The following is a 19875-nucleotide window of genomic DNA, read 5'->3' as shown; positions in this document are numbered from 1 at the left end:
TTCCACCGCCCCGCCGGGCCCAGTTCCCGGCGGGGCGGCGGTTTCATGTCCATTTTTCTCCGCATTGCTATAGTTCCTCCCGATCTGCAAAGCCCGGACAACCGTGGGCAATCAGCAGGTGATCGGGAAGGGTGAGAGTCTGTATGACAGTACGGAGACAGAAGGCGCACCGGCTGTTCCGGGCGCTGGTGGTCGGCCTCGCGGCCGTGTTCCTCACCGCGGGGACGACCGGCGGGGCCGCCGCGCGGATCATCCCCGAGCAGCGGGCCGCCGGCCCCGCGGGCCTGTTCACCGAGGCGACCATCATCGGGACCGTCAACGGCACGGCGCTGTCCGCCTATGACGCGCCCGACGACTTCGACCCCCTGGGCGGCTACCCCGCGGGCATCCCGGACGGCTCCACGGCGGACCCCGTCGCGTTCGCGGGCACGATCGAGATCCAGGACAGGAACGGCACGACCGCGCTGTCCTACTGCATCGACCTCGACGTGGACACCGAGGTCGGCATCCACTACGAGTTCGGCGAGTGGTCCGAGGCCAACGTCCCGAACCTCGGGTACGTCGAGTACATCCTGCTGAACTACTTCCCCGTCACGGCGGAGCCCGCGGGCGCCGCCAACGACAACCAGCGCGCCGCCGCCGTGCAGGCCGCCATCTGGTTCTTCACCGACCGCCTGGTCCTGGCGACCGACAGCCCCGTCCGCCCGTTCACCGAGGCGATCGTCGCGGACGCGCTGGCCAACGGGCCGAGCCCCGAGCCCGACGAGCCGGAGCTGACGGTCACCCCCGACTTCGCGTACGTCCCGGACACCGGCGAGATCGCCGGTCCCTTCCGTGTCACGGGCGACGGCCCCGCGGTCCTGGAGACCGTCGGCGGCGTCGAGGTCTTCACCGACCCCGAGGGCGCGAACCGGCTCCAGGACGGCGACGAGGTGGAGCCCGGGACCGACCTGTGGGCGCGCAGCGTCTCCGACGAGCGGCCGCAGGGGTTCGTCCTCCAGCGCACGCAGACCGTGCTGGTCGGCAACGCGCTGCTGTACGACGGCTCCAACCCGGGCTTCGCCGAGGCGCAGACCCTGATCCTCGCCCAGGAGGCCGAGCTGACGGTCCGCGCGGGCGCCGAACTCGTCCCGTACGCGGCGGGCGGCCTCCGCGTGACCAAGAGCATCCTGGGCGACGGCGCGGGCCGCCAGGGCGAGGTCGTCGTCGAGGTGGACTGCGTCGACCAGGACCCGGACACCGACCTCGACCAGCACCACGTCCTGACCTTCGAGGCGGGCACCCCCGCCGGTGACCACGAGCGCGTCATCACCGGCATCCCCGCGGGCAGCCTGTGCACCGTCACCGAAACCGCCGACGGCGACAACGAGTTCGTCGACCTCGTCGGCGAACCGATGATCGAGCCGGGCAGCGTCACCATCGTCGCGGGCGAGACGCAGGACGTCTCCGTCACCGACACGTACGCGCGCGGCTCCGGCTCCCTCCAGGTCGTCAAGCGCATCATCGGACCGGGGGCGGGCAAGCAGGGCGGCATCGTCATCGAGACCGAGTGCGACGACCCGTCAGGCATGTACGACCAGATCTTCACCATCGAGGGCGGCACCCCGGCGGGCACCTACACGGCGCAGGCCATCGAGGACATCCCGGCGGGCACGCGCTGCACCGTCACCGAGACGCAGACCGGGGAGAACGCCCACGTGCTGCTCCCCTCCGGCCCGCGGATCGAGCCCGTCACCACGGTCATCACCGAGGGCACCGCCCACACCGTCACCGTCACCGACAAGTACGTCCCCAAGAAGAAGTGCGACAAGCACGGGGGCAAGTGCCACAAGTGACCGGGCCGTTGGGCCGTCCCTGAGCGGACGGAACGCCCCCCGCCCCCGTCGCGCGGCGGCGGGGGGCGCCCTGTACCGGGACGCCGCGTCTCGAATTAGAGTGGCCCCCGTGGCCCCGCCGCACGGGCCGCACGTGACCGTTCACCGCGCGTACCGGAGGGTTCGTCCATGACCGAGTCCCGCACCATCCTCGTCACCGGGGCCACCGACGGCCTCGGCCGGGCCCTGGCGCTCGACCTCGCGGCCGGCGGCGAGGCGCTGATCCTCCACGGACGGGACCGGGCCAGGCTCGACCGGCTCGCGGCCGAGGTCGCCGGCCTCGGCGCGCCCGCCCCCCGGACGGTGCTGGCCGACCTCGCGGACCTCGCCCAGGTGCGCCGCATGGCCGCCGAGGTACGGGACACGGCGGACCGGCTCGACGGCCTGGTGAACAACGCGGGCATCGGCGGCGGCGAGCCCGACGGCGTCACCCGCCGCACCAGCGCGGACGGCCACGAGCTGCGCTTCGCCGTCAACCACCTCGCCGGTTTCCTCCTCACCCTCGAACTCCTCCCGCTGCTGCGCGCGTCGGCCCCCGCGCGGGTCGTGTTCGTCGCCTCCCTCGGGCAGCAGGCGATCGACTTCGACGACCTGATGCTGACCCGCGGCTACGAGGGCGCGCGCGCCTACCGGCAGAGCAAGCTCGCCCAGGTCATGACGGCCTTCCACCTCGCCGAACGCGTCCCCGCCGACGAGGTGACGTTCACCAGCCTGCACCCCGGCACGTACATGCCGACCAAGCTCGTCCGCGACTGGATCGGCCGCAGCGTGGACACGGTGGAGACCGGCGTGGCCGCCACCCGCCGCCTCGTCGTGGGCGAGGAGACCGCGGGCGTCACCGGCCGCTTCTTCGACCGTACGGACGACGCGCGGGCGGACGAGCAGGCGTACGACCCGGCGGCGCGCGAGCTGCTGTGGGAGCGGAGCCTCCGGCTGACCGGCGCGCCGCAGCTCGTCTAGGAGCCCGGCTCAGGGAGGGGCCGCGCGGCGCGGCGGGTGGTGAGCGGGCGCATCAGGTCGCCGTACGCCGCCAGCCTGCCCGGCAGGTCGGGCAGGCGGATGTCGAGGTCGGCCGGGTCCGCGCAGTCCGCGACCTCCTCCCAGGTCACGGGCGCGGACACGGTCGCCGCCGCGCGCGCCCGCAGCGTGTAGGGGGCGGCGGTCGTCTTCCGCGCCGCGTTCTGGCTGTGGTCGATGAAGACCCTCCCCGGCCGTTCCTGCCTGGCCATGACGGCGATGGCCAGGCCCGGCAGTCCCGCCGCGGCCTCGACGGCGACGGCCTTCGCGTACGCCGAGGCGCGCTCCGACGGCACGGGCCGCAGCGCGCACAGCAGGTGCAGGCCCTTCGACCCCGACGTCTTCGCGTACGCGGCCAGGCCGTCCGCCGCGAGCCGTTCCCGCAGCCACAGCGCGACGCGGCAGCAGTCCACGACGGTCGCGGGGGCGCCCGGGTCCAGGTCGAAGACCAGCCGGTCCGCGACACCGGGCGTGGACGCGTGCCACTGGGGCGTGTGCAGCTCGGCGACCATGTTCGCCACCCACACCAGGCTGGGCAGGTCCTGCACCATCACCTGCCGCAGCGTGCCGCCGCCGGAACGGGGGACGTCCGTGGTGTTCACCCAGTCGGGGGTGCCGGGCGGCACGTTCTTGGTGAAGAAACGCTGCCCCTCCGGGCCGTCCGGATAGCGCAGCAGGCTCAGCGGCCGGTCCCTGAGGTGGGGGAGGAGGACGGCGCCGTGCGAGGCGTAGTGGTGCAGCACCTCGCCCTTGGTGGTGCCGTCCGGGTAGAGCACCTTGTCCAGGTGGGACAGCGGCAGACGGCGACCCTCGACCGTGACGACAGGCATACCCTGAGACTGGCACGAAAGGGGCGAATGTTGCGCACCATATGGAAGGGATCGATTTCCTTCGGGCTGGTCACCATCCCCGTCAAGGTCGTCAGCGCCACCGAGAACCACTCCGTCTCGTTCCGCCAGATCCACACCGCCGACGAGGGACGCATCCGGTACCGCAAGGTGTGCGAGCTGGACGGCGAGGAGGTCTCGGGCGACGAGATCGGCAAGGGGTTCGTCACGGCGGACGGCTCGCTCGTCCAGCTCACGGACGACGACCTGGCCCTGCTGCCCCTGCCCAGCGCGCGGACGGTGGAGATCCTCGGCTTCGTCCCCGTCAGCACCATCGACCCCTACCAGCTCGACAAGTCGTACTACCTGACGGCCGACACGGGCGCGGCTAAGCCGTACGTGCTGCTGCGCGAGGCGCTGCGCCGCGCGGATAAGGGGGCCATCGCCAAGCTGGCGATGCGCGGGCGGGAGACGCTCGCGCTGGTCAGGGCGCTCGACGAGGACGTCCTCGGCATGCACACGCTCCTGTGGCCCGACGAGATCCGCTCCGCGTCCGGCCTCGCGCCCACCGAACGGGTCACCGTCCGCGACGCCGAGCTGGACCTCGCCGACACGCTGATGGACACCCTCGGCGAGGTGGACATGGCCGACCTGCACGACGAGTACCGCGAGGCCGTCGAGACGCTCGCGGACGCCAAGCTCGCCGGAGTCGAACCCGAGCAGGCCAAGGAGGCCGAAGGCGGGGGCGGCAAGGTCGTAGACCTCATGGCGGCGCTGGAGGACAGCGTCCGCAAGGCGCGCGCCGGGCGCGGCGAGGAGGAGGGCGCCGGGGGCGGGGACGCGACCGTGCACCCCATCAAGGGGGAGGGCGGGGCGGGGGAGAAGCCCGCCCGCAAGCGCGCCCCGGCGAAGAAGGCGGCCGCCGGGAAGACGGCGGGCGGGAAGGGCGCGGCGAAGAAGAGCACGGGCAAGAAGGCGGCCCCGGCGAAGAGCGCGCAGAAGAAGACGGCGCAGAAGAAGACCGCCACCCGCAAACGGGCCTCCTGACCCGCCTCGCCCGCCTGGGAACGGCTGCTCCGGGCGGCGGGTCGGGACCGGCCGCCCGGGACGCACGCCCCGAGGCCGTTCGCCATGGCGAGCAGCCCCGCCGCAGCGCTCGCGAGGTCCCGGTCAGCACGGCATCGTCCCGGAGGACGCCCTTCCCCCGGCGACGCTCCGCACTGACGGGGGCCTAAGCCGCATCGACGTCACGACGCTCGTCCTGCCGGGCGGACGCAGCCCCCCCGCCAGGCCCGACAGGCCGCCGACCGTACCCGCAGGCTCAGGCGTACGCGTAGAACCCCGCGCCCGACTTCCGGCCCAGGTGGCCCGCGGCGACCATCCGCAGCAGCAGCGGCGGAGGCGCGTACAGCGGCTCCTTGTGCTCCTGGTACATCGACTCGGCGATGGAGGCGACCGTGTCGAGACCGATCAGGTCCGCCAGCTTCAGCGGCCCCTGCGGGTGCGCGCAGCCCAGCTCCATCCCGCGGTCGATGTCGTCGCGGCCCGCCGCGCCCGACTCGAACATCCGGATCGCCGACAGCAGGTACGGCACCAGCAGCCCGTTCACCACGAACCCCGACCGGTCCTGGGCGCGGATCGCGTGCTTGCCCAGCACCTCCGTCACGAGCCGCTCGGCCCGCGCCACCGTCTCCTCCGCCGTCGTGAGCGCGGGCACCAGCTCGACCAGCCGCTGCACCTGCGCCGGGTTGAAGAAGTGGATGCCGAGCACCTGTGCGGGACGGCTCGTCGCCACCGCCAGGTTGACCAGCGGGATCGCCGACGTGTTGGACGCGAGGATGGCGTCGGGACGCGTCACCACCTGGTCGAGGAGGTGGAAGATCTCCGTCTTCACCTGCTCGTTCTCCACGACCGCCTCGATCACCAGATCGCGGTCGGCGAACTCGCCCAGATCCGTCGTGAACGACAGCCGCTCCAGCGCGGCGTCGCGCTCCGCCGCCGTCGCCTTGCCGCGCTCGACGGCGCGGTCCAGCGAGTTGACCAGGCGCGTACGGCCCAGTTCCAGCGCCTCGCCGGTCGTCTCCGCCACGCGGACGTCGAGACCCGCCCGCGCGCACACCTCCGCGATGCCCGCGCCCATCTGGCCGCAGCCGACGACGCCGACGCGTCCGATGCCGTCCGCCGGGGCGTTCCCCGGACCGTTCCCCAGGCCGTCCACTCGCGTGCCCCTTCGCTGGTCGTCCCCTCGGTCATGTGCAGGACGACCGTACCCCCGCCGCGGCGGCGGGCGGGCCCGGGGCATCGCCGGGCCCGTCCGCCGCCGGGTGTCAGGACGCCGCGCAGGGGGCGCCGTCCACCGTGAACGAGGCGGGCGCCTGGTTGCCGCCCGACCAGCTGCCGAGGAAGCCGACGGTCGCCGAACCGCCCGGCGGCAGCGTCGCGTTCCACGCGGCGGGGGAGACCGTCACGGTCGCCCCCGACTGGGTGAACGAGCCGTTCCACAGCTGGCTGACGCGCTGGCCCGCCGGGAAGTCCCAGGCCAGCTCCCAGCCGCTGAGCGGGGCCGCACCGGTGTTCGTCAGCCTGACCTCGCCCTGGAAGCCGCCCGACCACTGCCCCGTCACGCGGTACGCGACCGCGCAGTCACCCGGCTCGCCCGGCTCGCCGGGGCCGCCCGGCTCCTCGGGACCGCCGCCGCCGTCCCCGCTGTCGCCGTAGACGACGCCCCGGCCGTTCGTGCTCACGTACACCCGGCCGAAGACCTTCGGGTCACCCGTGATCGCCGCGCCGGTCCAGGCCCACTGGTGCTCGTCGTCGTTGATCCGCAGCCAGGTCGCCCCGGCGTCCGTCGACCGGTAGATGCCGCGCACGCCGCCGACCACGCCGCTGCTGTACAGCGCCTGGTACGCCGCGCCCTCCGCCGCCCGGCCGAAGCCGATCGTGTCCGCGTCGATGCCGGGCACCTCCGTGAACGTCGCACCCGCGTCCGTCGAACGCCACAGCCCGCCCTCCGCGCCAGCCAGCCACACGTGGCCCTGCCTCCCGGGCACCGTCGCGAAGTAGCCGCCCTCGTCCGGCAGCGCCGCCGGGGACGCCGTGAACGACGCGCCGCCGTCCGTGCTCACCCAGAACGTGCCGTCCGCCCAGCCGTAGAAGACGTCCGGGTCCACCCGGTCCGCCTCCACGCGCGCGCCCGCCGGGATGCCGCGCGAGGCGGTCCACGACGTCCCGTAGCCCACCGAGTAGTGCACCCCGGCGCCCTCGGGGCTCCACACGAAACGGCTCGCGTCCGCGGCCGCCGCGACCGTCCCGCCGTGCGCCCCGGCCGGGGCCGTGCCCTGGAACCAGTTCGCGCCGCCGTCCGTCGAGAACGCGACGGTCGGCGCCGTGCCCTCGCCGACGTGGTTGCCGACGCGCACCACCGCGTTCGGGCTCAGCTCGGCGAAGTCCAGGCTGGTCGTGGTCCCGAACGACGGGAACGCCCGCGCCGGCACCTCCTCGACGTCCGTGTGCCGGAAGCCCGCGATGTCCCCGAGGCCGCTCAGCACCTCCGCGCCGCTCGGCGGGCTCGCCAGGTCGAGGACGGCCGTCTCCTCCAGGCCGTCCACCACCGGGCGGATCGTCAGCGTCTCGTCGCGGTCCCAGGCCGTCAGATCCGTCGTCCCGAAGAGCGTCGCGCCCGTGCCGTACAGCATCCGGTCGGAGTCGAACGGGTCGATCTCCAGGCCCTCCGTCATCCAGCCGAGCTTCGGCGCCTCCTCGGGCGGCTGCGGCTGCGCGCCCATGTCGAGCCAGGGGACCTCGGAGATGTCGATCTCGTAGCGCTTGTCGCGGTTCGGGTAGCTCGTGAACTCCCACGCGCGCGTCCACGTGTCGCCGCCGTCGCGCGAGCGGAAGAACTGCGTGTCCGGCCACCACGAGCTGTAGGCGCTCACCATCAGCGTGCCGGGGCTGCTCCGGTCCACGCTCAGGCCGCTGAAGCCGAAGTACCGGTCGCCGCCCGCCGGGACGGGGGAGATGTCGGTCCACGCGCCGGTCGCGGTGTCGAGGCGCCAGACCTCGCCGTCCGCGCCGCCGTACGGGCCCGCGTCGTCGCTCGTCGCCACGTACAGGTCGCCCGTCGCCTCGTCCAGGACGCCCTTGTGCGGCAGGAAGCCGGTGGGCTGGCCGGGGACCGCCTCCCAGGTCGCGCCCGCGTCGGTGGAACGGTAGATGCTCTCCTGGAGGTCGGCGACGCCCGCGTAGAGCGTCGGCGTCGGGCTGCCCGCCGTGCCCGAGGCGGGGTCGAACGTCACCCAGGCCACGCCGACGAGGGCGCTCTCGTACCCGGACGTGTCCGACGGGTTCGGCGCGTAGTCACCGGGGTTGGGGAACGAGGCGACCTCCGCCCAGGTGACGCCCGCGTCCGTGCTGCGCCACAGGCCCTCGCCGCTGGGGGCGCCGAGGTAGAGGACGTCGTTGTCGTTCGGGTCCACGACGAGGCGCTCGCCCATGCCGCGGCCCGGCATGTTGCCGCCGAGCTTGAACGGCAGCTCCGTGGTCCGCCAGGTCTCGCCGCGGTCGGACGACCTGAGGATCGCGCCGTTGCCGGGGTCCCAGTCGTTCGTGTAGCTGCCGACGGCCGCGTAGACGCGGTCGGGGTCCACCGGGTCGGTGGCGACGGAGGCGACGCCGGTGTGGCCCCAGTCGTCCCAGCCGACGTGGTCGAGGAGCGGGATCCACTCCTGGCCGGGCTCGTCCCAGCGGTAGGCGCCGCCGATGTCGGTCCGCGCGTAGACGAGGTCGGGCTCCGACCGGTTGAAGACGACGCTCGGCACGAAACCGCCGCCGCGTATCTGGACGTTGTCCCAGGTGTAGTCGGCGGCGGCCTGGGCGGGGGCGGCCCGTTCGGCGGCCCGCGCCCCGGCCTGGGCCGGGGCGGTACCCGCGGTGAGCAGGCCGCCGGTGAGTGCCGCGGCGGCGATGAGTGCCGCGGCCGGTCTCCCTGTGCGCACGGTTGGTGCTCCTCTCCGGGCGTGGCCGCCCTGCGGCGGCCGTGGCGTGTGGATGGAGGGTGGGGCAGGGTGGGGGGGCGGCCGGGGGCGGGCCGCCGGGGGGGGGGGGGGGGGCCCCGGGCGGGGGGGGCCCCCCGGGGGGGGGGGGGGGGGGGGGGTTGGGGGGGGGGGGGGGGGGGGGGGAAGGCGTACGCAGGCGTGTGGGAGCGCTCCCATTCGCGCGTGGCGACGATGCTAGCCGTCGAATGTCGTTCCCATAAGGGGTGTGTCACCGGGGTATGACGACGGCGGGTCGGTCACGCTGGGCGGGACACACGTCTTGTGACGGAACGACAGGGGAGAAGTGATGCGTCACCTCACGCGCCGGAGCCTCGCCTTCTCGGCCATCGGCACGGTGACCGGTCTGCTGACGCTCCGTCAGGCGCAGGCGGCGGGGCGGTTGCGGCTGCCCGCCACGGCGGACGCGCGCGGCGCCGCGCGGTCGACCACGGAGACGCGGGGCATGTGGATCGCCTCCGTGACGAACATCGACTGGCCGAGCGCCACCGGGCTGTCCGCCTCCGCCGCGCGCGCCGAGCTGACCGGACTGCTGGACACGGCGGTCACGCGGGGCCTCAACTCCGTGGTGCTCCAGGTGCGTCCGACCGCCGACGCGTTCTGGCCGTCGCCGCACGAGCCGTGGTCGGAGTGGCTGACGGGGGTGCAGGGCCGTGACCCGGGGTGGGACCCGCTGGACTTCGCGGTCACCGAGGCGCACGCGCGGGGGCTGCGGCTGCACGCGTGGTTCAACCCGTACCGGGTGGCGTTCCACGACGACCCGGGGCGGCTGGCGGCGGGGCATCCGGCGCGGGAGCACCCGGAGTGGACCGTGCGGTACGGCGGGCGGTTGTACTACAACCCGGGGATTCCGGCGGTGCGGGCGTTCGTGCAGGACGCGATGGCGGACGCGGTGGAGCGCTACCCCCTCGACGGCGTGCACTGGGACGACTACTTCTACCCGTACCCGGTGGCGGGCGAGGAGTTCGACGACGACGCGGCGTTCGCCGAGCACGGCGGCGGGTTCGGCGACCGGGGCGACTGGCGGCGGCACAACATCGACCTGCTCGTGCGGGAGATGGCGGCGCGGGTGCGGGAGATCAGGCCGTCGGCGGTGTTCGGCGTGAGCCCGTTCGCGGTGTGGCGCAACAGCTCGACGGACCCGCTCGGCTCCGACACGCGCGGCGGCGTGCAGACGTACGACGACCTGTACGCCGATGTCCGCACCTGGGTCCGCGAGGAGTGGATCGACTACGTGGTGCCGCAGGTGTACTGGCACATCGGCTATGAGGCGGCCGACTACGCGACGCTGGTGCGGTGGTGGGCGGACGTGGCGGACGGGACCGGGGTCGGGTTGTGGATCGGGGAGGCCGCATACAAGGTGGGTGATCCCGCACAGGCCGCCGCCTGGCAGGACCCGGCGGAGCTGTCGCGGCACCTGACGCTGTGCGCCGAGCACCCGCAGGTACGGGGCAACGTGTTCTACTCCGCACGCCATGTCGCCGCCGACCCGCTGGGTGCGCTGACGCGGGTGTACGAGGACCACTACCGGCCCGGTGCGTGACGCCGGGCGCCGGAGGTGGTGGTCAGCCGCGTGAGCGCTGGGTGACCGCGATGCAGAGCAGGACGCCCAGTGCGGTGGCCAGGGTCTCGGCGGGGAGGTGTTCGCCGAGCAGTAGGACGGACCACAGGAGCGTCAGCAGCGGTTGGGCGAGTTGGAGTTGGCTCGCACGGGTGATGCCCGCGCGAGCCAGCCCCCGGTACCAGACGGCGAGACCCACGATGCCGGACCCGACGGCCAGCCACAGCACGCCCGTGACGGTGCGCGGGGTGAGGGTGGCGGGCTCGGCGAGCAGGGCGATCGCCAGGCCGGGGACGGCGAGCGGGAGACTGAGGAGCAGCGCCCAGGCGTTGACCTGCCAGCCGGGGAACTCCCTGCTCAGCCGGGCGCCTTCGCCGTACGCCGCGGCGCACAGCAGGACGGCGATGAAGAGGTAGACGTCGCCCAGGGTCGGCGCGCCCCCGCTCTGCGCGGCGGTGAAGCCGACCACCAGGGCCGCGCCCGCACCGGCGGCGATCCAGAAGACGGGGGAGGGGCGGCTGTGGGCACGCGTCGTCGCGTAGACGGCCGTGGCCAGCGGGAGGAGTCCGACGACGACGGCCGCGTGCGAGGCGTCGGAGGTCTGTAGCGCCAGTGTGCTCAGCAGGGGGAATCCGGTCACCGATCCGGCCGCCGCGACGGCGATGCCGCCCCAGTGGCGGCGGGCGGGCGGCCTGGCGCGTACCGCCAGGAGGCAGCAGCCGGCGATGGCGGCGGCCAGGGTGACGCGTACCCAGGTCGTGGTCCACGGGCCGAGGCCGTCCATGGCCCAGACGGTGGCGGGGAAGGTGAGGGAGAAGGCGACGACGCCGAGGGCCGCGAGGGCGGTCCCCCCGGTGGCGGGGGGCGGGACCGCTATCGCGGCGGGGGCGGTAGCGCTACTCTGTGCTCTCATGAAACAGAGTAGCAGTGAGGGTGAGCTGGCCGCGCTCCTGAGGGGAGAGCTGCACCGCTACTCGGCAGGGGAGAAGCTGCCGTCGAGCCGGGCGCTCGTCGAACGCTTCCGCGTCAGCCCCGTCACCGTCACCCGCGCCCTCGCCGCGCTGGCCGCCGAGGGGCTCGTCGTCACACGGCCGGGCGCCGGTGCCTTCCGGGCGCAGCCGCGCGCCACCGGCCGGAGCACGGGGGACACGTCCTGGCAGCAGGTCACCCTGAGCGCCGAGCTGTCCGGCGAGGTCCCGCGCACCGTCGAGGCCGGGGGCGTCCTCGCCACGCTCGCCGCCCCGCCCCCCGGCGCGGTGGAGCTGAGCGGCGGCTACCTCCCCGACGGGCTGCGCGCGGAACGCGCCCTCGCCGCAGCTCTCGCGCGCGCCGGACGGCGGCCGGGCGCCTGGGACCGGCCGCCCGTCGAAGGGCTCACCGACCTGCGCGCCTGGTTCGCCCGGGAGATCGACGGCGGCACGGGCACGCTCACCGCCGCCGACGTCCTCGTCACGGCGGGCGGCCAGAGCGCCATCACCACCGCGCTGCGCGCACTCGCACCCCCCGGGTCCCCGGTCCTCGTGGAGTCGCCGACCTACCCGGGGATACTGGCCGTGGCCCGCGCATCCGGCGTACGGCCCGTGCCCGTACCGGTGGACGGGGAGGGCATCAGACCCGATCTGCTGGAACGCGCGTTCTCCGCCAGCGGCGCCCGCGTACTGATCTGCCAGCCCCTGCACCAGAATCCCACCGGCGCCGTCCTCGCCCCCGAACGGCGCCGCGCCGTACTGGCGGTGGCCCGCGCGGCGGGCGCCTTCGTGGTGGAGGACGACTACGCGCGCATGCTCGCCCACGAGGACGCCCCGCCCGCACCGCCGCCCATGGCCGCCGACGACCCCGACGGCACCGTCGTCCACATCCGCTCGCTCACCAAGGCGACATCGCCCAGCTTCCGCGTCGGCGCCATCGCGGCGCGCGGCCCGGTGGCGGAACGGCTCCGGGCGATCCAGACCGTCGAGAGCTTCTTCGTCGCCCGCCCGCTGCAGGAAGCGGCCCTCGACCTCGTCGGCGGCCCCGCCTGGCCGCGCCACCTGCGCACGGTCGCCCGCGAACTGCGGCTGCGGCGTGAGGCGATGGGCGCCGCGCTGGCCACGGGGACACCCCAGGGGGTCACGGTCCCGCCGCTGCCGCGCGGCGGCTTCCACGTGTGGCTGCCCCTCCCGGACGGCACCGACGAGACGGCGCTCGCCGCCGCCGCGCTCGGCGCCGGGGTGTCCGTCGCACCGGGCCGCCCGTACTTCGCCGCCGAGCCGCCCGCGCCGTTCCTGCGACTCGGCATCGCCTCCGCCACAGGTCCCCGCGAGATCGCCGAGGGCGTACGGCGCCTGTACGCGTCCTGGCCGGGCGGACGCGCCCACTCCTGAGCAACCGCCCTGGCGGCAGGGGGAAAACGGGTGGCCGCCGGGCGGCCCGCGCCCTAAGGTGCCGCCCCATGGCCTCCTCCGCCCCTCCCGGGGACCGGGCTGCCGAGGCGCGGCCGCGCCTGGTGACCCGTCCGCTGCTCCTGCGGCTGGTGACGGTCGTCGGCTCCTCGGCGAGCTTCCACCTCATGCTGTCGGCGGTCCCCGCGTACACGCAGAGCGCGCCGGGCGGCGGCAGCGGCATGGCGGGTCTGGCCACCGGCACGCTGATGCTGGCGACCGTGGCCGGCGAACTGGTGGCCCCGTGGCTGGCGGCGCGCTGCGGCTACCGCCTGCTGCTCGGGGCGGGATTGCTGCTGCTGGGCGCTCCGGCGCTTGCCCTGATCGTGTCGCAGAGCGCGGCGTGCCTCGTGGCGGTCTGCCTCGTCCGGGGGATCGGCTTCGCGTTCGCCCTGGTGGCGGGCGGGGCGCTGACGGCGGAGCTGATACCGCGGGAGCGCCGTGGCGAGGGGCTGGCCCTGATCGGCGTCATGAGCGGCGTGCCGTCGCTGGTGGGACTGCCGCTCGGGGCCTGGCTGGCGCTGCACACGGGGTACGGGCCCGTCTGCTGGGTGGCGGCCCTGGCCGCCCTGGCCTCCATCGCCGCCGTCCCCGGCCTGCCGGGCAGGGAGGCGGCGTCCGAACCGCCGCCCGGGATCCTCGCGGCGGCCAGGACCGGCGCGCTCGGCCGTCCCACCGCCGTGTTCGCGGTGACGGCGGTGGGCGCGGGGATCGTCGTCACCTTCCTGCCGTCGGCGGTGGCGCCCGAGCACGCGGGCGTGGTCGCCGTGGCCCTCTTCGTGCAGCCCGCCGCCGCGACCGCCGCCCGCTGGGTCGCCGGGAGGCGCGCCGACCGGCACGGCGCCGCCGGGCTGCTCGTGCCGGGTCTTGCCTCCTCGGCCACCGGGATCCTGCTCATCGCCCTCACGGGCTCCCCGGCCGCGGTCGTCGTCGGCGCGGCCCTGTTCGGGGCCGGCTTCGGCATCACCCAGAGCGCGACCCTCACGCTGATGTACTCCCGGGTCGCGCTGTCCGGGTACGGCACGGTGACCGCCCTGTGGAACATCGCCTACGACGGGGGCATGGGTGTCGGCGCGGTCGGCTTCGGCGCGGTGGCCGACGCGACCGGCCACTCCTGGGCGTTCGTCCTCACCGCGCTCCTCATGCTCCCGGCCCTCGTCCCGGCCTGGCGGGACCGCGCGGCGGCGAGCGGCCCCGGCCGGTGACGGGGAACCCTTTCCAAGGAGGCTGACGGTGGCGGCCCCGGCCCGGGAGTCGCGCCCAGGCAGCACGTCGTGCGGACCTGCCGCCCGCGAACCGCCCGGCATCGCGCCGGGACCGGGTGCCCGGACCTTTCCTCAGCGTCTCCGACGGACACCCCGGCCTCGGTGCCCCCCCGGGCCATCACTCCGGCGGGGCAGCACGAGAAACATCACGGGCAGCGGCAGCGGCGGGGTCAGGCGGGCGCCGTCTCCCGCCCGGAGAGCAGCACGAGTGCCAGCCCGGCCGCGAGGACGAGCAGTACGGGCCACGCGAGGCGGCCGCCGGGCGCGAAGCCCGCGGCGGCGAAGCGCGCCAGCGCCACGGCGCAGACGAGCGTGCCCGCGCCGAGCAGGACAGGTGACCAGCGCCGGGGGTGGCCGATCCCCGGGGGCAGGCGGCGCAGCGGGCGCTGCGCCCACAGCATCAGGAGCACCAGCGGCACGAGCAGTACGGCGAGCAGGGCGACCCATGGCACGCGCAGCGCCAGCCATGCACCCGACCCGATCGTCGGCTGCGGCGCGATGCCGGTCGGGTAGAGCGCCACCGCGACGGCGATCACGGGCACCATGTGCCACAGATAGACCGTCAGTACCGCAGTGTTGGCACGGGAGACGCGGCGCCACCGCGCGGGCCTGGCCAGGAAGCGGTCCAGCAGCGGACCGGCCGTCAGCAGCAGCCCCGTCTGGGCGGCGGCGAAGGCCAGCAGGGCGATGGAGGACGGGGAGGTGTTCTCCACGCGCGTACCCGCACCGATCATCGCGACGGGGAACGGCCCCCACACCAGCAGGGCGGCCAGCAGGACGGCCCCTCCCGCTCCCAGCGCGGCAGACCGTATGCGCGGCCGCACCAGGGATCCGCTGTACCAGGAGAAGCCCCACAGATACATCACGCCCCACACCAGCAGGTAGTTGGCAGCATCGACCCCCGGCACACCGGCGCCGAGCGACAGCGTGTCCACCATGGCGACGACCACGGCGATCCCGGCGGGGAGCCACAGCCCCCACCGCAGGTGCAGCGCGTACAGCGCCGGGGTGAGCGCGATCAGCACCAGGTACACCGGCAGGAACCACAGGTGCAGCGCGACGAACCACCCCGCCTCCCGCAGCTCCTCACGCCGCGCCACCCCGGAGAGCACCACCACGGAGACCACCGCTATGGCCACCGCCACGTACACCGCCGCCGGGAAGAGCAGGCCCAGCACGCGCACGCGCACCCACCCCGTACCCCGCTCGCCGCGCCCCCGCCGCGCGGACCAGGACGCCGCGTTCGCGTACCCGCCCACCACGAAGAAGACCGGCATCACCTGGAGGACCAGCGTCACCCACGGCGCCCAGTCCACGTACCGCAGCGCGTCGCGGCCCGAGAGGCGGCCGTCGTGGTACGTCACGTCCGTCAGCAGCCAGTGCCCGACCACCACCGCGCCGATGGCGGTCACGCGCAGCAGATCGGCGGGTCTGTTGCGGCCCCTGCCAGTCGTCACGGCGCCTCCGGTCACCCGCTCCAGTGCACCGCGCCCGGCAGCGCGCGGCCACCGCACCGGCTCCGGACGGGTGGCCGGGAACACCACCGGCCGCGTCACCGCAGGTCAGCCGGGGCACACGGGAACGTACGCGGGTTTTACGTCCGCGCGGTAGTCACCTTCATCGAATGCTCGTACGATCCGAGCCATGCTGGTCACGCTCGTCGCCGCTGCCCGCAGCACACCCCTCCTCGACACCCGGTTCGGCGACGACCGCCCGCTGGACATCGCGGCCTGGGGGACCCTCGAACGCGCCATCCCCGCCCTGATCCCCCTCACCGCCGCCGAGCTGCGCTACTGCTCGCCGACCCCCGCCAGCCGCCAGACCGGCGAGGCACTCGGACTCGCCCCCCTCGCCCAGCCCGCGCTCCGCGACTGCGACATGGGCCGCTGGCGGGGCCTCACCCTGCGCGAGGCGAGCGAACGCGAACCCGCCGCCGTGGACGCCTGGTTCGCCGACCCGCGCTCCGCCCCGCACGGCGGCGAGGCGCTGCTCGCGTTCGTCTCCCGCATCGGCGGCTGGCTCGACACCCGGCCGGTGGACCACGACGGGCACGTCGTCGCCGTCACCGAGTCCTCCGTCATCCGGGCGGCGATGCTCTACGCCCTCGGCGCCCCGCCGCAGTCGTACTGGCGCACCGAGGTGCACCCGCTGTCGGTCGTCAGCCTCAGCGGCGGCCGGGGCCGCTGGAGCCTGCGCATCGGCTGACGGGCACCGCCGTCACCGTCCTGGCGCCTGGCCCGCGCTCTCCCTGACCAGCAGCCGGTGGGGCACCACCACGTTGCGCGGCCCGTCGTCCCGGGAACCGCCCTCGATGCGCCGCACCAGCAGCTCCACGGCGGTACGGGCCACCGCCGCCTTGTCGGGCGCGACCGTCGTCAGGCTCGGCACGCTGAACCGGCCCGCCTCCACGTCGTCGAAACCGATCACCGCCACGTCCGCCGGAACCCGCAGACCCGCCTCGTGCAGCGCCCGCAGCGCGCCCAGCGCCAGCAGGTCGTTGTAGCAGAGCACCGCGTCCGGCCGCCGCCCCGCCGCCAGGACGGCCCGCAGCGCCGCGACACCGTCGCCGATGCGGTACTCCGGCACCGGCAGCACGTCGGCCGGGTCGTACCGGATGTCCGCCGCCTCCAGCGCGGCCCGGAAGCCGCGGGTGCGCGCCTCGGCGGTGCCCGTGCCGGGCGCGTCGCGGCCCCCGAGCGCCAGGATGCTGCGGCGGCCGAGGGCCAGGAGGTGCTCCGTCGCCTCGCGGGCGGCCAGTTCGTTGTCGATCGCCACGTGGTCGGCGCCCTCCTCCAGGTACTCGCCGAGCAGCACGGTCGGCAGCGTGCCGGTGCGCTCGGCGATGTCCTGGGTGGTCAGGGCGAGCGGCGAGAGGATCAGGCCGTCCGTGAAGTCGAAGCCGAAGCCGTCGAGCGCGGCCAGCTCGTGCTCGTGGCTGCCCTTCGACTGGTGCACGAGCACGGTCAGGGAGCGCCGCTCCGCGTCGCGGATGACCTGGGTGGCCAGCTCCGCGAAGTACGGGATGGTCAGCTCGGGCACGACCAGCGCGATGATGCCGGTCCGGCCGCGCCGCAGGTGGCGCCCGGCCAGGTTGACCCGGTAGCCCAGCTCGGCTATCGCCTCGCGCACCGCGCTGCGCGTCTTCTCCGAGACGTGCGCGTAGTCGTTGATCACGTTGGAGACGGTCTTCTCGGACACACCCGCGCGCCGCGCGACGTCCTTGATCCTCGGTCTCGCCACGTCACCTCCCCTGAACTGGGCGCGTCCCGCATCCTACGCGGCCCGCCGGCGGCGGAATCGTCACGTCCGGTCCGCCCGCCGTACCGCTCCGTCGTGCCCGGGATCCCGAGGGGGCCGAAGTCTTTACAGATGGTGTACATCGATGTAAAAACGGTGCACCCGCACCGGTCGCCGGTGCGGCCGCACCGGGGTTCGTGGCCCCGGCAGGCGACGACGCCCGTGACCGGCTGTTCCGACACCGGTCCGCCGTGGCGTCCCTCCCGCCACCGGGCCCGTGTCGAAAGGTCACTGATGAACCACCCATCGTCCGCGCCGGGCGGACCGTCCGCGCCCGGCCAGGGAAGCGCCGCGCGTCCTGGCCGGCGCGGCTTCCTGCGGCTCGGCCTCGCCGGGACCGCCGCCCTGCTCGCGGGCGGCCCGCTCGCCGCCTGCGCCTCGCCCGCCGCCTCGTCGGGCCCGAACGCCCTCAAGGTCTGGGACCCGTTCTCCGGCGGTGACGGCATGCTGATGGACGACATGGTCGACGCCGTGTCCCGGGGGAGGGACGGCTTCGACATCGACCGGACCACCCTGGAGTGGGGCCCGTCCTATTACACGAAGCTCGCCATGTCGGCCGCCGGCGGCCGGGCCCCCGACGTCGCCATCTGCCACCTCTCGCGCCTCGCCGGATACGCGCCCGGCGGGCTGGTGGACCCCTTCGACCTCGACCTGCTCGCCGAGTTCGGCGTCACCGAGGCCGACTTCACCGACGCCGTGTGGAGCCGCGTGAAGGACGGCGACAAGCTGTGGGCCGTCCCGCTCGACACCCACCCGTTCATCGTCTTCTACGACCAGGACCTCGCCGACCGCGCCGGGCTCCTCGACACCTCGGGCGCCCTCGCCCCCATGGGCTCCCCCGACGCGGTGTACGCGGCCGGCGAGGCGCTCGCCGAGCTGACCGGCGGGCCCGGCATCGTCTTCGGGCACGTCAACGACACCGCGCAGAACTGGCGGCAGTTCCTCGGTCTCTACGCCCAGACCGGCGCCGAGTTCACCCTCCCCGAGGGCGGCACGCCGCAGATCGACGAGGACGCGGCGCTGCGGGTCGTCGAGTTCATGACCCGCCTGTTCGGCGGCAGCCCCAACCCCGGCAACCTCGACTACAACGGCGCGATGGCCGCCTTCATGGGCGGCCGGGCCGGCATGATCATGCTCGGCGAGTGGGAGCTGCCGACCCTGCAGGGCTCGGGCGTCAACCTCGGCGCCGCGCCGTTCCTCCAGGTCTTCGAGCACCCCGCCGTCTACGCCGACGCGCACAGCTTCGTCCTCCCGCACCAGGACAGCCCCGACGCCGGGCGGCGGCGGCAGGCGCACCGTTACGTGGCGTCCATCCTGAAGCGCAGCATGACGTGGGCCCAGGCGGGCCACATACCCGCGTACCAGCCGATCGTGAGCGCCCCGGAGTACGCCGGCCTCGGCATCCAGTCGTCCTACGCCGCCGCGGGCGAGATCGCCGTCTTCGACCCGCCCAACTGGTTCGCCGGAGCGGGCTCCAACTTCCAGAACCGCATGAGCCAGCCGCTCCAGTCGGCGCTGCTCGGCAACACCTCACCCGAGGGCGCGGTCGAGCAGATGGTCCGCGAGTGCGCCACCCTGCTCGACCAGCCCGACCCGGTGGCCTGACCGCGCGAAGGAGCGTTCGACATGAGTACCACTGCTTCCCTGGACACCGCGCCACCCCCCGCGGCAGGCGGCCCCGCACGCGGCGGCGGCCCCGTCCGGCGTCCCCGCCGCGGCAGGGGCTGGCCGTTCGTCCTGCCCTTCCTGCTGGTCTTCGCCGCCTTCATGGTCTGGCCGATCGTCCAGGGCGTCTGGATGAGCCTGACGGACAAGTCGCTCGCCCTGCGCGACACCTCGTTCGTCGGCCTGGACAACTACACCGAGGCGCTGAGCGACCCCGACGTCTGGAGCAGCCTCGGCAACACCCTCTTCTTCACCGTCGCGTCCAGCATCCCGCTGGTGCTCGTCGCCCTGGTGATGGCGCTGCTCGTCCACACCGGGCTGGCCGGGCAGTGGGTGTGGCGGCTGGCCTTCTTCGCGCCGTACCTGATGCCGGTCACCGTCGTGACCATGATCTGGTCCTGGATCTACCAGCCCGACCTCGGCCTCGCCAACCAGGTGCTGGACAAGGTCGGCATCGGCCCCGTCGGCTGGCTGTCCGACGAGGACGTCGCCATGTGGGCCATCGCCGCCCTGACCATCTGGTGGACGGCCGGATTCAACTTCCTGCTCTACCTGTCCGCCCTCCAGGCGCTGCCCGAGACGCTGTACGAGGCGTCCTCTCTGGACGGCGCGGGCGCCTGGCGCAGGCTGTGGTCCATCACGCTGCCCCAGCTGCGCCGCACCACCGCGCTGGTGGGCATGCTCCAGATCCTCGCCTCGCTCAAGGTCTTCGACCAGATCTACATCCTGACCAAGGGCGGGCCGAACGGATCGACCCGGCCGGTCCTCGAATACGTCTACGACGTCGGCTTCACCGGCTACCGGCTGGGCTACGCCTCCGCCATCTCCTATGTGTTCTTCGCGATCGTGATCATCGTGTCCCTCGCGCAGCTCCGCTTCTTCCGCCAGGAGGACTGAC

General features: G+C 74.2%; 15 protein-coding genes. 9 read left to right on the top strand and 6 right to left on the bottom strand.

The window, feature by feature from the left end; translation table 11 throughout:
- Positions 1-143: 143 nt before the first annotated feature.
- On the top strand, positions 144-1835 hold the full coding sequence (locus ACIBPC_RS13230) for a thioester domain-containing protein (protein WP_398843761.1): 1692 nt from the start codon (positions 144-146) through the stop codon (positions 1833-1835).
- Positions 1836-2003: 168 nt separating this feature from the next.
- On the top strand, positions 2004-2834 hold the full coding sequence (locus ACIBPC_RS13225; RefSeq protein WP_362968035.1) for an SDR family NAD(P)-dependent oxidoreductase: 831 nt from the start codon (positions 2004-2006) through the stop codon (positions 2832-2834).
- Here ACIBPC_RS13225 and ligD read toward each other — a convergent pair.
- Entirely contained in the window at positions 2831-3721 is an 891-nt protein-coding gene (ligD, locus tag ACIBPC_RS13220) for a non-homologous end-joining DNA ligase (protein WP_362968034.1), read from the bottom strand. The two genes, ACIBPC_RS13225 and ligD, sit on opposite strands and share 4 nt — an antisense overlap.
- A 30-nt stretch (positions 3722-3751) precedes the next feature.
- Here ligD and ACIBPC_RS13215 point away from each other — a divergent pair, with 30 nt between their 5' ends.
- Positions 3752-4765 carry a Ku protein gene (locus ACIBPC_RS13215; protein ID WP_398844365.1) on the top strand — a complete coding sequence of 338 codons (1014 nt, stop codon included), beginning with the start codon at positions 3752-3754 and terminating at the stop codon, positions 4763-4765.
- Positions 4766-5039: 274 nt separating this feature from the next.
- Here ACIBPC_RS13215 and ACIBPC_RS13210 read toward each other — a convergent pair whose 3' ends face one another.
- Together ACIBPC_RS13210 and ACIBPC_RS13205 are read right to left on the bottom strand one after the other, a co-directional pair.
- Entirely contained in the window at positions 5040-5936 is an 897-nt protein-coding gene (locus tag ACIBPC_RS13210; protein ID WP_362968033.1) for a 3-hydroxybutyryl-CoA dehydrogenase, read from the bottom strand.
- Between the two features lie 109 nt (positions 5937-6045).
- On the bottom strand, positions 6046-8712 hold the full coding sequence (locus ACIBPC_RS13205; RefSeq protein ID WP_398843759.1) for a cellulose binding domain-containing protein: 2667 nt from the start codon (positions 8710-8712) through the stop codon (positions 6046-6048).
- Positions 8713-9058: 346 nt separating this feature from the next.
- Between ACIBPC_RS13205 and ACIBPC_RS13200 the strand changes: the two genes are divergently transcribed.
- Positions 9059-10312 (top strand): glycoside hydrolase family 10 protein, encoded by a 1254-nt coding sequence (locus ACIBPC_RS13200; protein WP_398843756.1) that lies wholly within the window; start codon positions 9059-9061, stop codon positions 10310-10312.
- A gap of 22 nt (positions 10313-10334) precedes the next feature.
- Here ACIBPC_RS13200 and ACIBPC_RS13195 read toward each other — a convergent pair whose 3' ends face one another.
- Positions 10335-11243 (bottom strand): DMT family transporter, encoded by a 909-nt coding sequence (locus ACIBPC_RS13195; protein WP_398843753.1) that lies wholly within the window; start codon positions 11241-11243, stop codon positions 10335-10337.
- Between ACIBPC_RS13195 and ACIBPC_RS13190 the strand changes: the two genes are divergently transcribed.
- Positions 11242-12693 carry a PLP-dependent aminotransferase family protein gene (locus tag ACIBPC_RS13190; protein ID WP_398843751.1) on the top strand — a complete coding sequence of 484 codons (1452 nt, stop codon included), beginning with the start codon at positions 11242-11244 and terminating at the stop codon, positions 12691-12693. The genes ACIBPC_RS13195 and ACIBPC_RS13190 overlap by 2 nt on opposite strands.
- Positions 12694-12761: 68 nt before the next feature.
- Positions 12762-13955 (top strand): MFS transporter, encoded by a 1194-nt coding sequence (locus tag ACIBPC_RS13185; protein WP_398843748.1) that lies wholly within the window; start codon positions 12762-12764, stop codon positions 13953-13955.
- A gap of 230 nt (positions 13956-14185) precedes the next feature.
- Here the strand turns inward: ACIBPC_RS13185 and ACIBPC_RS13180 are convergent, their stop codons facing one another.
- Entirely contained in the window at positions 14186-15472 is a 1287-nt protein-coding gene (locus ACIBPC_RS13180) for an acyltransferase (protein WP_398843746.1), read from the bottom strand.
- 187 nt (positions 15473-15659) lie between these two features.
- On the opposite strand from ACIBPC_RS13180, the gene ACIBPC_RS13175 reads away from it, so the two are divergent.
- Positions 15660-16220, top strand: a complete 561-nt coding sequence (locus ACIBPC_RS13175) for a histidine phosphatase family protein (protein WP_362968026.1) — start codon at positions 15660-15662, stop codon at positions 16218-16220.
- 12 nt (positions 16221-16232) lie between these two features.
- Here ACIBPC_RS13175 and ACIBPC_RS13170 read toward each other — a convergent pair whose 3' ends face one another.
- Positions 16233-17255, bottom strand: coding sequence for a LacI family DNA-binding transcriptional regulator (locus tag ACIBPC_RS13170; RefSeq protein ID WP_398843742.1), 1023 nt, complete (start codon positions 17253-17255; stop codon positions 16233-16235).
- Positions 17256-17546: 291 nt separating this feature from the next.
- On the opposite strand from ACIBPC_RS13170, the gene ACIBPC_RS13165 reads away from it, so the two are divergent.
- Both ACIBPC_RS13165 and ACIBPC_RS13160 read left to right on the top strand, forming a co-directional pair.
- Positions 17547-18917, top strand: coding sequence for an extracellular solute-binding protein (locus ACIBPC_RS13165; RefSeq protein ID WP_398843740.1), 1371 nt, complete (start codon positions 17547-17549; stop codon positions 18915-18917).
- Positions 18918-18938: 21 nt separating this feature from the next.
- Positions 18939-19874, top strand: coding sequence for a carbohydrate ABC transporter permease (locus ACIBPC_RS13160; RefSeq protein ID WP_398843736.1), 936 nt, complete (start codon positions 18939-18941; stop codon positions 19872-19874).
- The last annotated feature ends 1 nt before the right edge of the window (position 19875 follow it).

Source organism: Streptomyces sp. NPDC049879 (assembly GCF_044461265.1).
Lineage (GTDB): Bacteria > Actinomycetota > Actinomycetes > Streptomycetales > Streptomycetaceae > Streptomyces.
The sequence above is the reverse complement of the archived record's forward strand: the minus strand, read 5'-3'. Positions and strand labels throughout refer to the sequence as shown.

Excerpts from the sequence above, each read along its gene's own strand:
- ACIBPC_RS13185 (WP_398843748.1), top strand. The coding sequence starts at position 12,762 with ATGGCCTCCTCCGCCCCTCCCGGGGACCGGGCTGCCGAGGCGCGGCCG.
- ACIBPC_RS13200 (WP_398843756.1), top strand. The coding sequence starts at position 9,059 with ATGCGTCACCTCACGCGCCGGAGCCTCGCCTTCTCGGCCATCGGCACG.
- ACIBPC_RS13165 (WP_398843740.1), top strand. The coding sequence starts at position 17,547 with ATGAACCACCCATCGTCCGCGCCGGGCGGACCGTCCGCGCCCGGCCAG.
- ACIBPC_RS13225 (WP_362968035.1), top strand. The coding sequence starts at position 2,004 with ATGACCGAGTCCCGCACCATCCTCGTCACCGGGGCCACCGACGGCCTC.
- ACIBPC_RS13190 (WP_398843751.1), top strand. The coding sequence starts at position 11,242 with ATGAAACAGAGTAGCAGTGAGGGTGAGCTGGCCGCGCTCCTGAGGGGA.
- ACIBPC_RS13160 (WP_398843736.1), top strand. The coding sequence starts at position 18,939 with ATGAGTACCACTGCTTCCCTGGACACCGCGCCACCCCCCGCGGCAGGC.
- ACIBPC_RS13175 (WP_362968026.1), top strand. The coding sequence starts at position 15,660 with ATGCTGGTCACGCTCGTCGCCGCTGCCCGCAGCACACCCCTCCTCGAC.
- ACIBPC_RS13195 (WP_398843753.1), bottom strand. The coding sequence starts at position 11,243 with ATGAGAGCACAGAGTAGCGCTACCGCCCCCGCCGCGATAGCGGTCCCG.
- ligD (WP_362968034.1), bottom strand. The coding sequence starts at position 3,721 with ATGCCTGTCGTCACGGTCGAGGGTCGCCGTCTGCCGCTGTCCCACCTG.
- ACIBPC_RS13230 (WP_398843761.1), top strand. The coding sequence starts at position 144 with ATGACAGTACGGAGACAGAAGGCGCACCGGCTGTTCCGGGCGCTGGTG.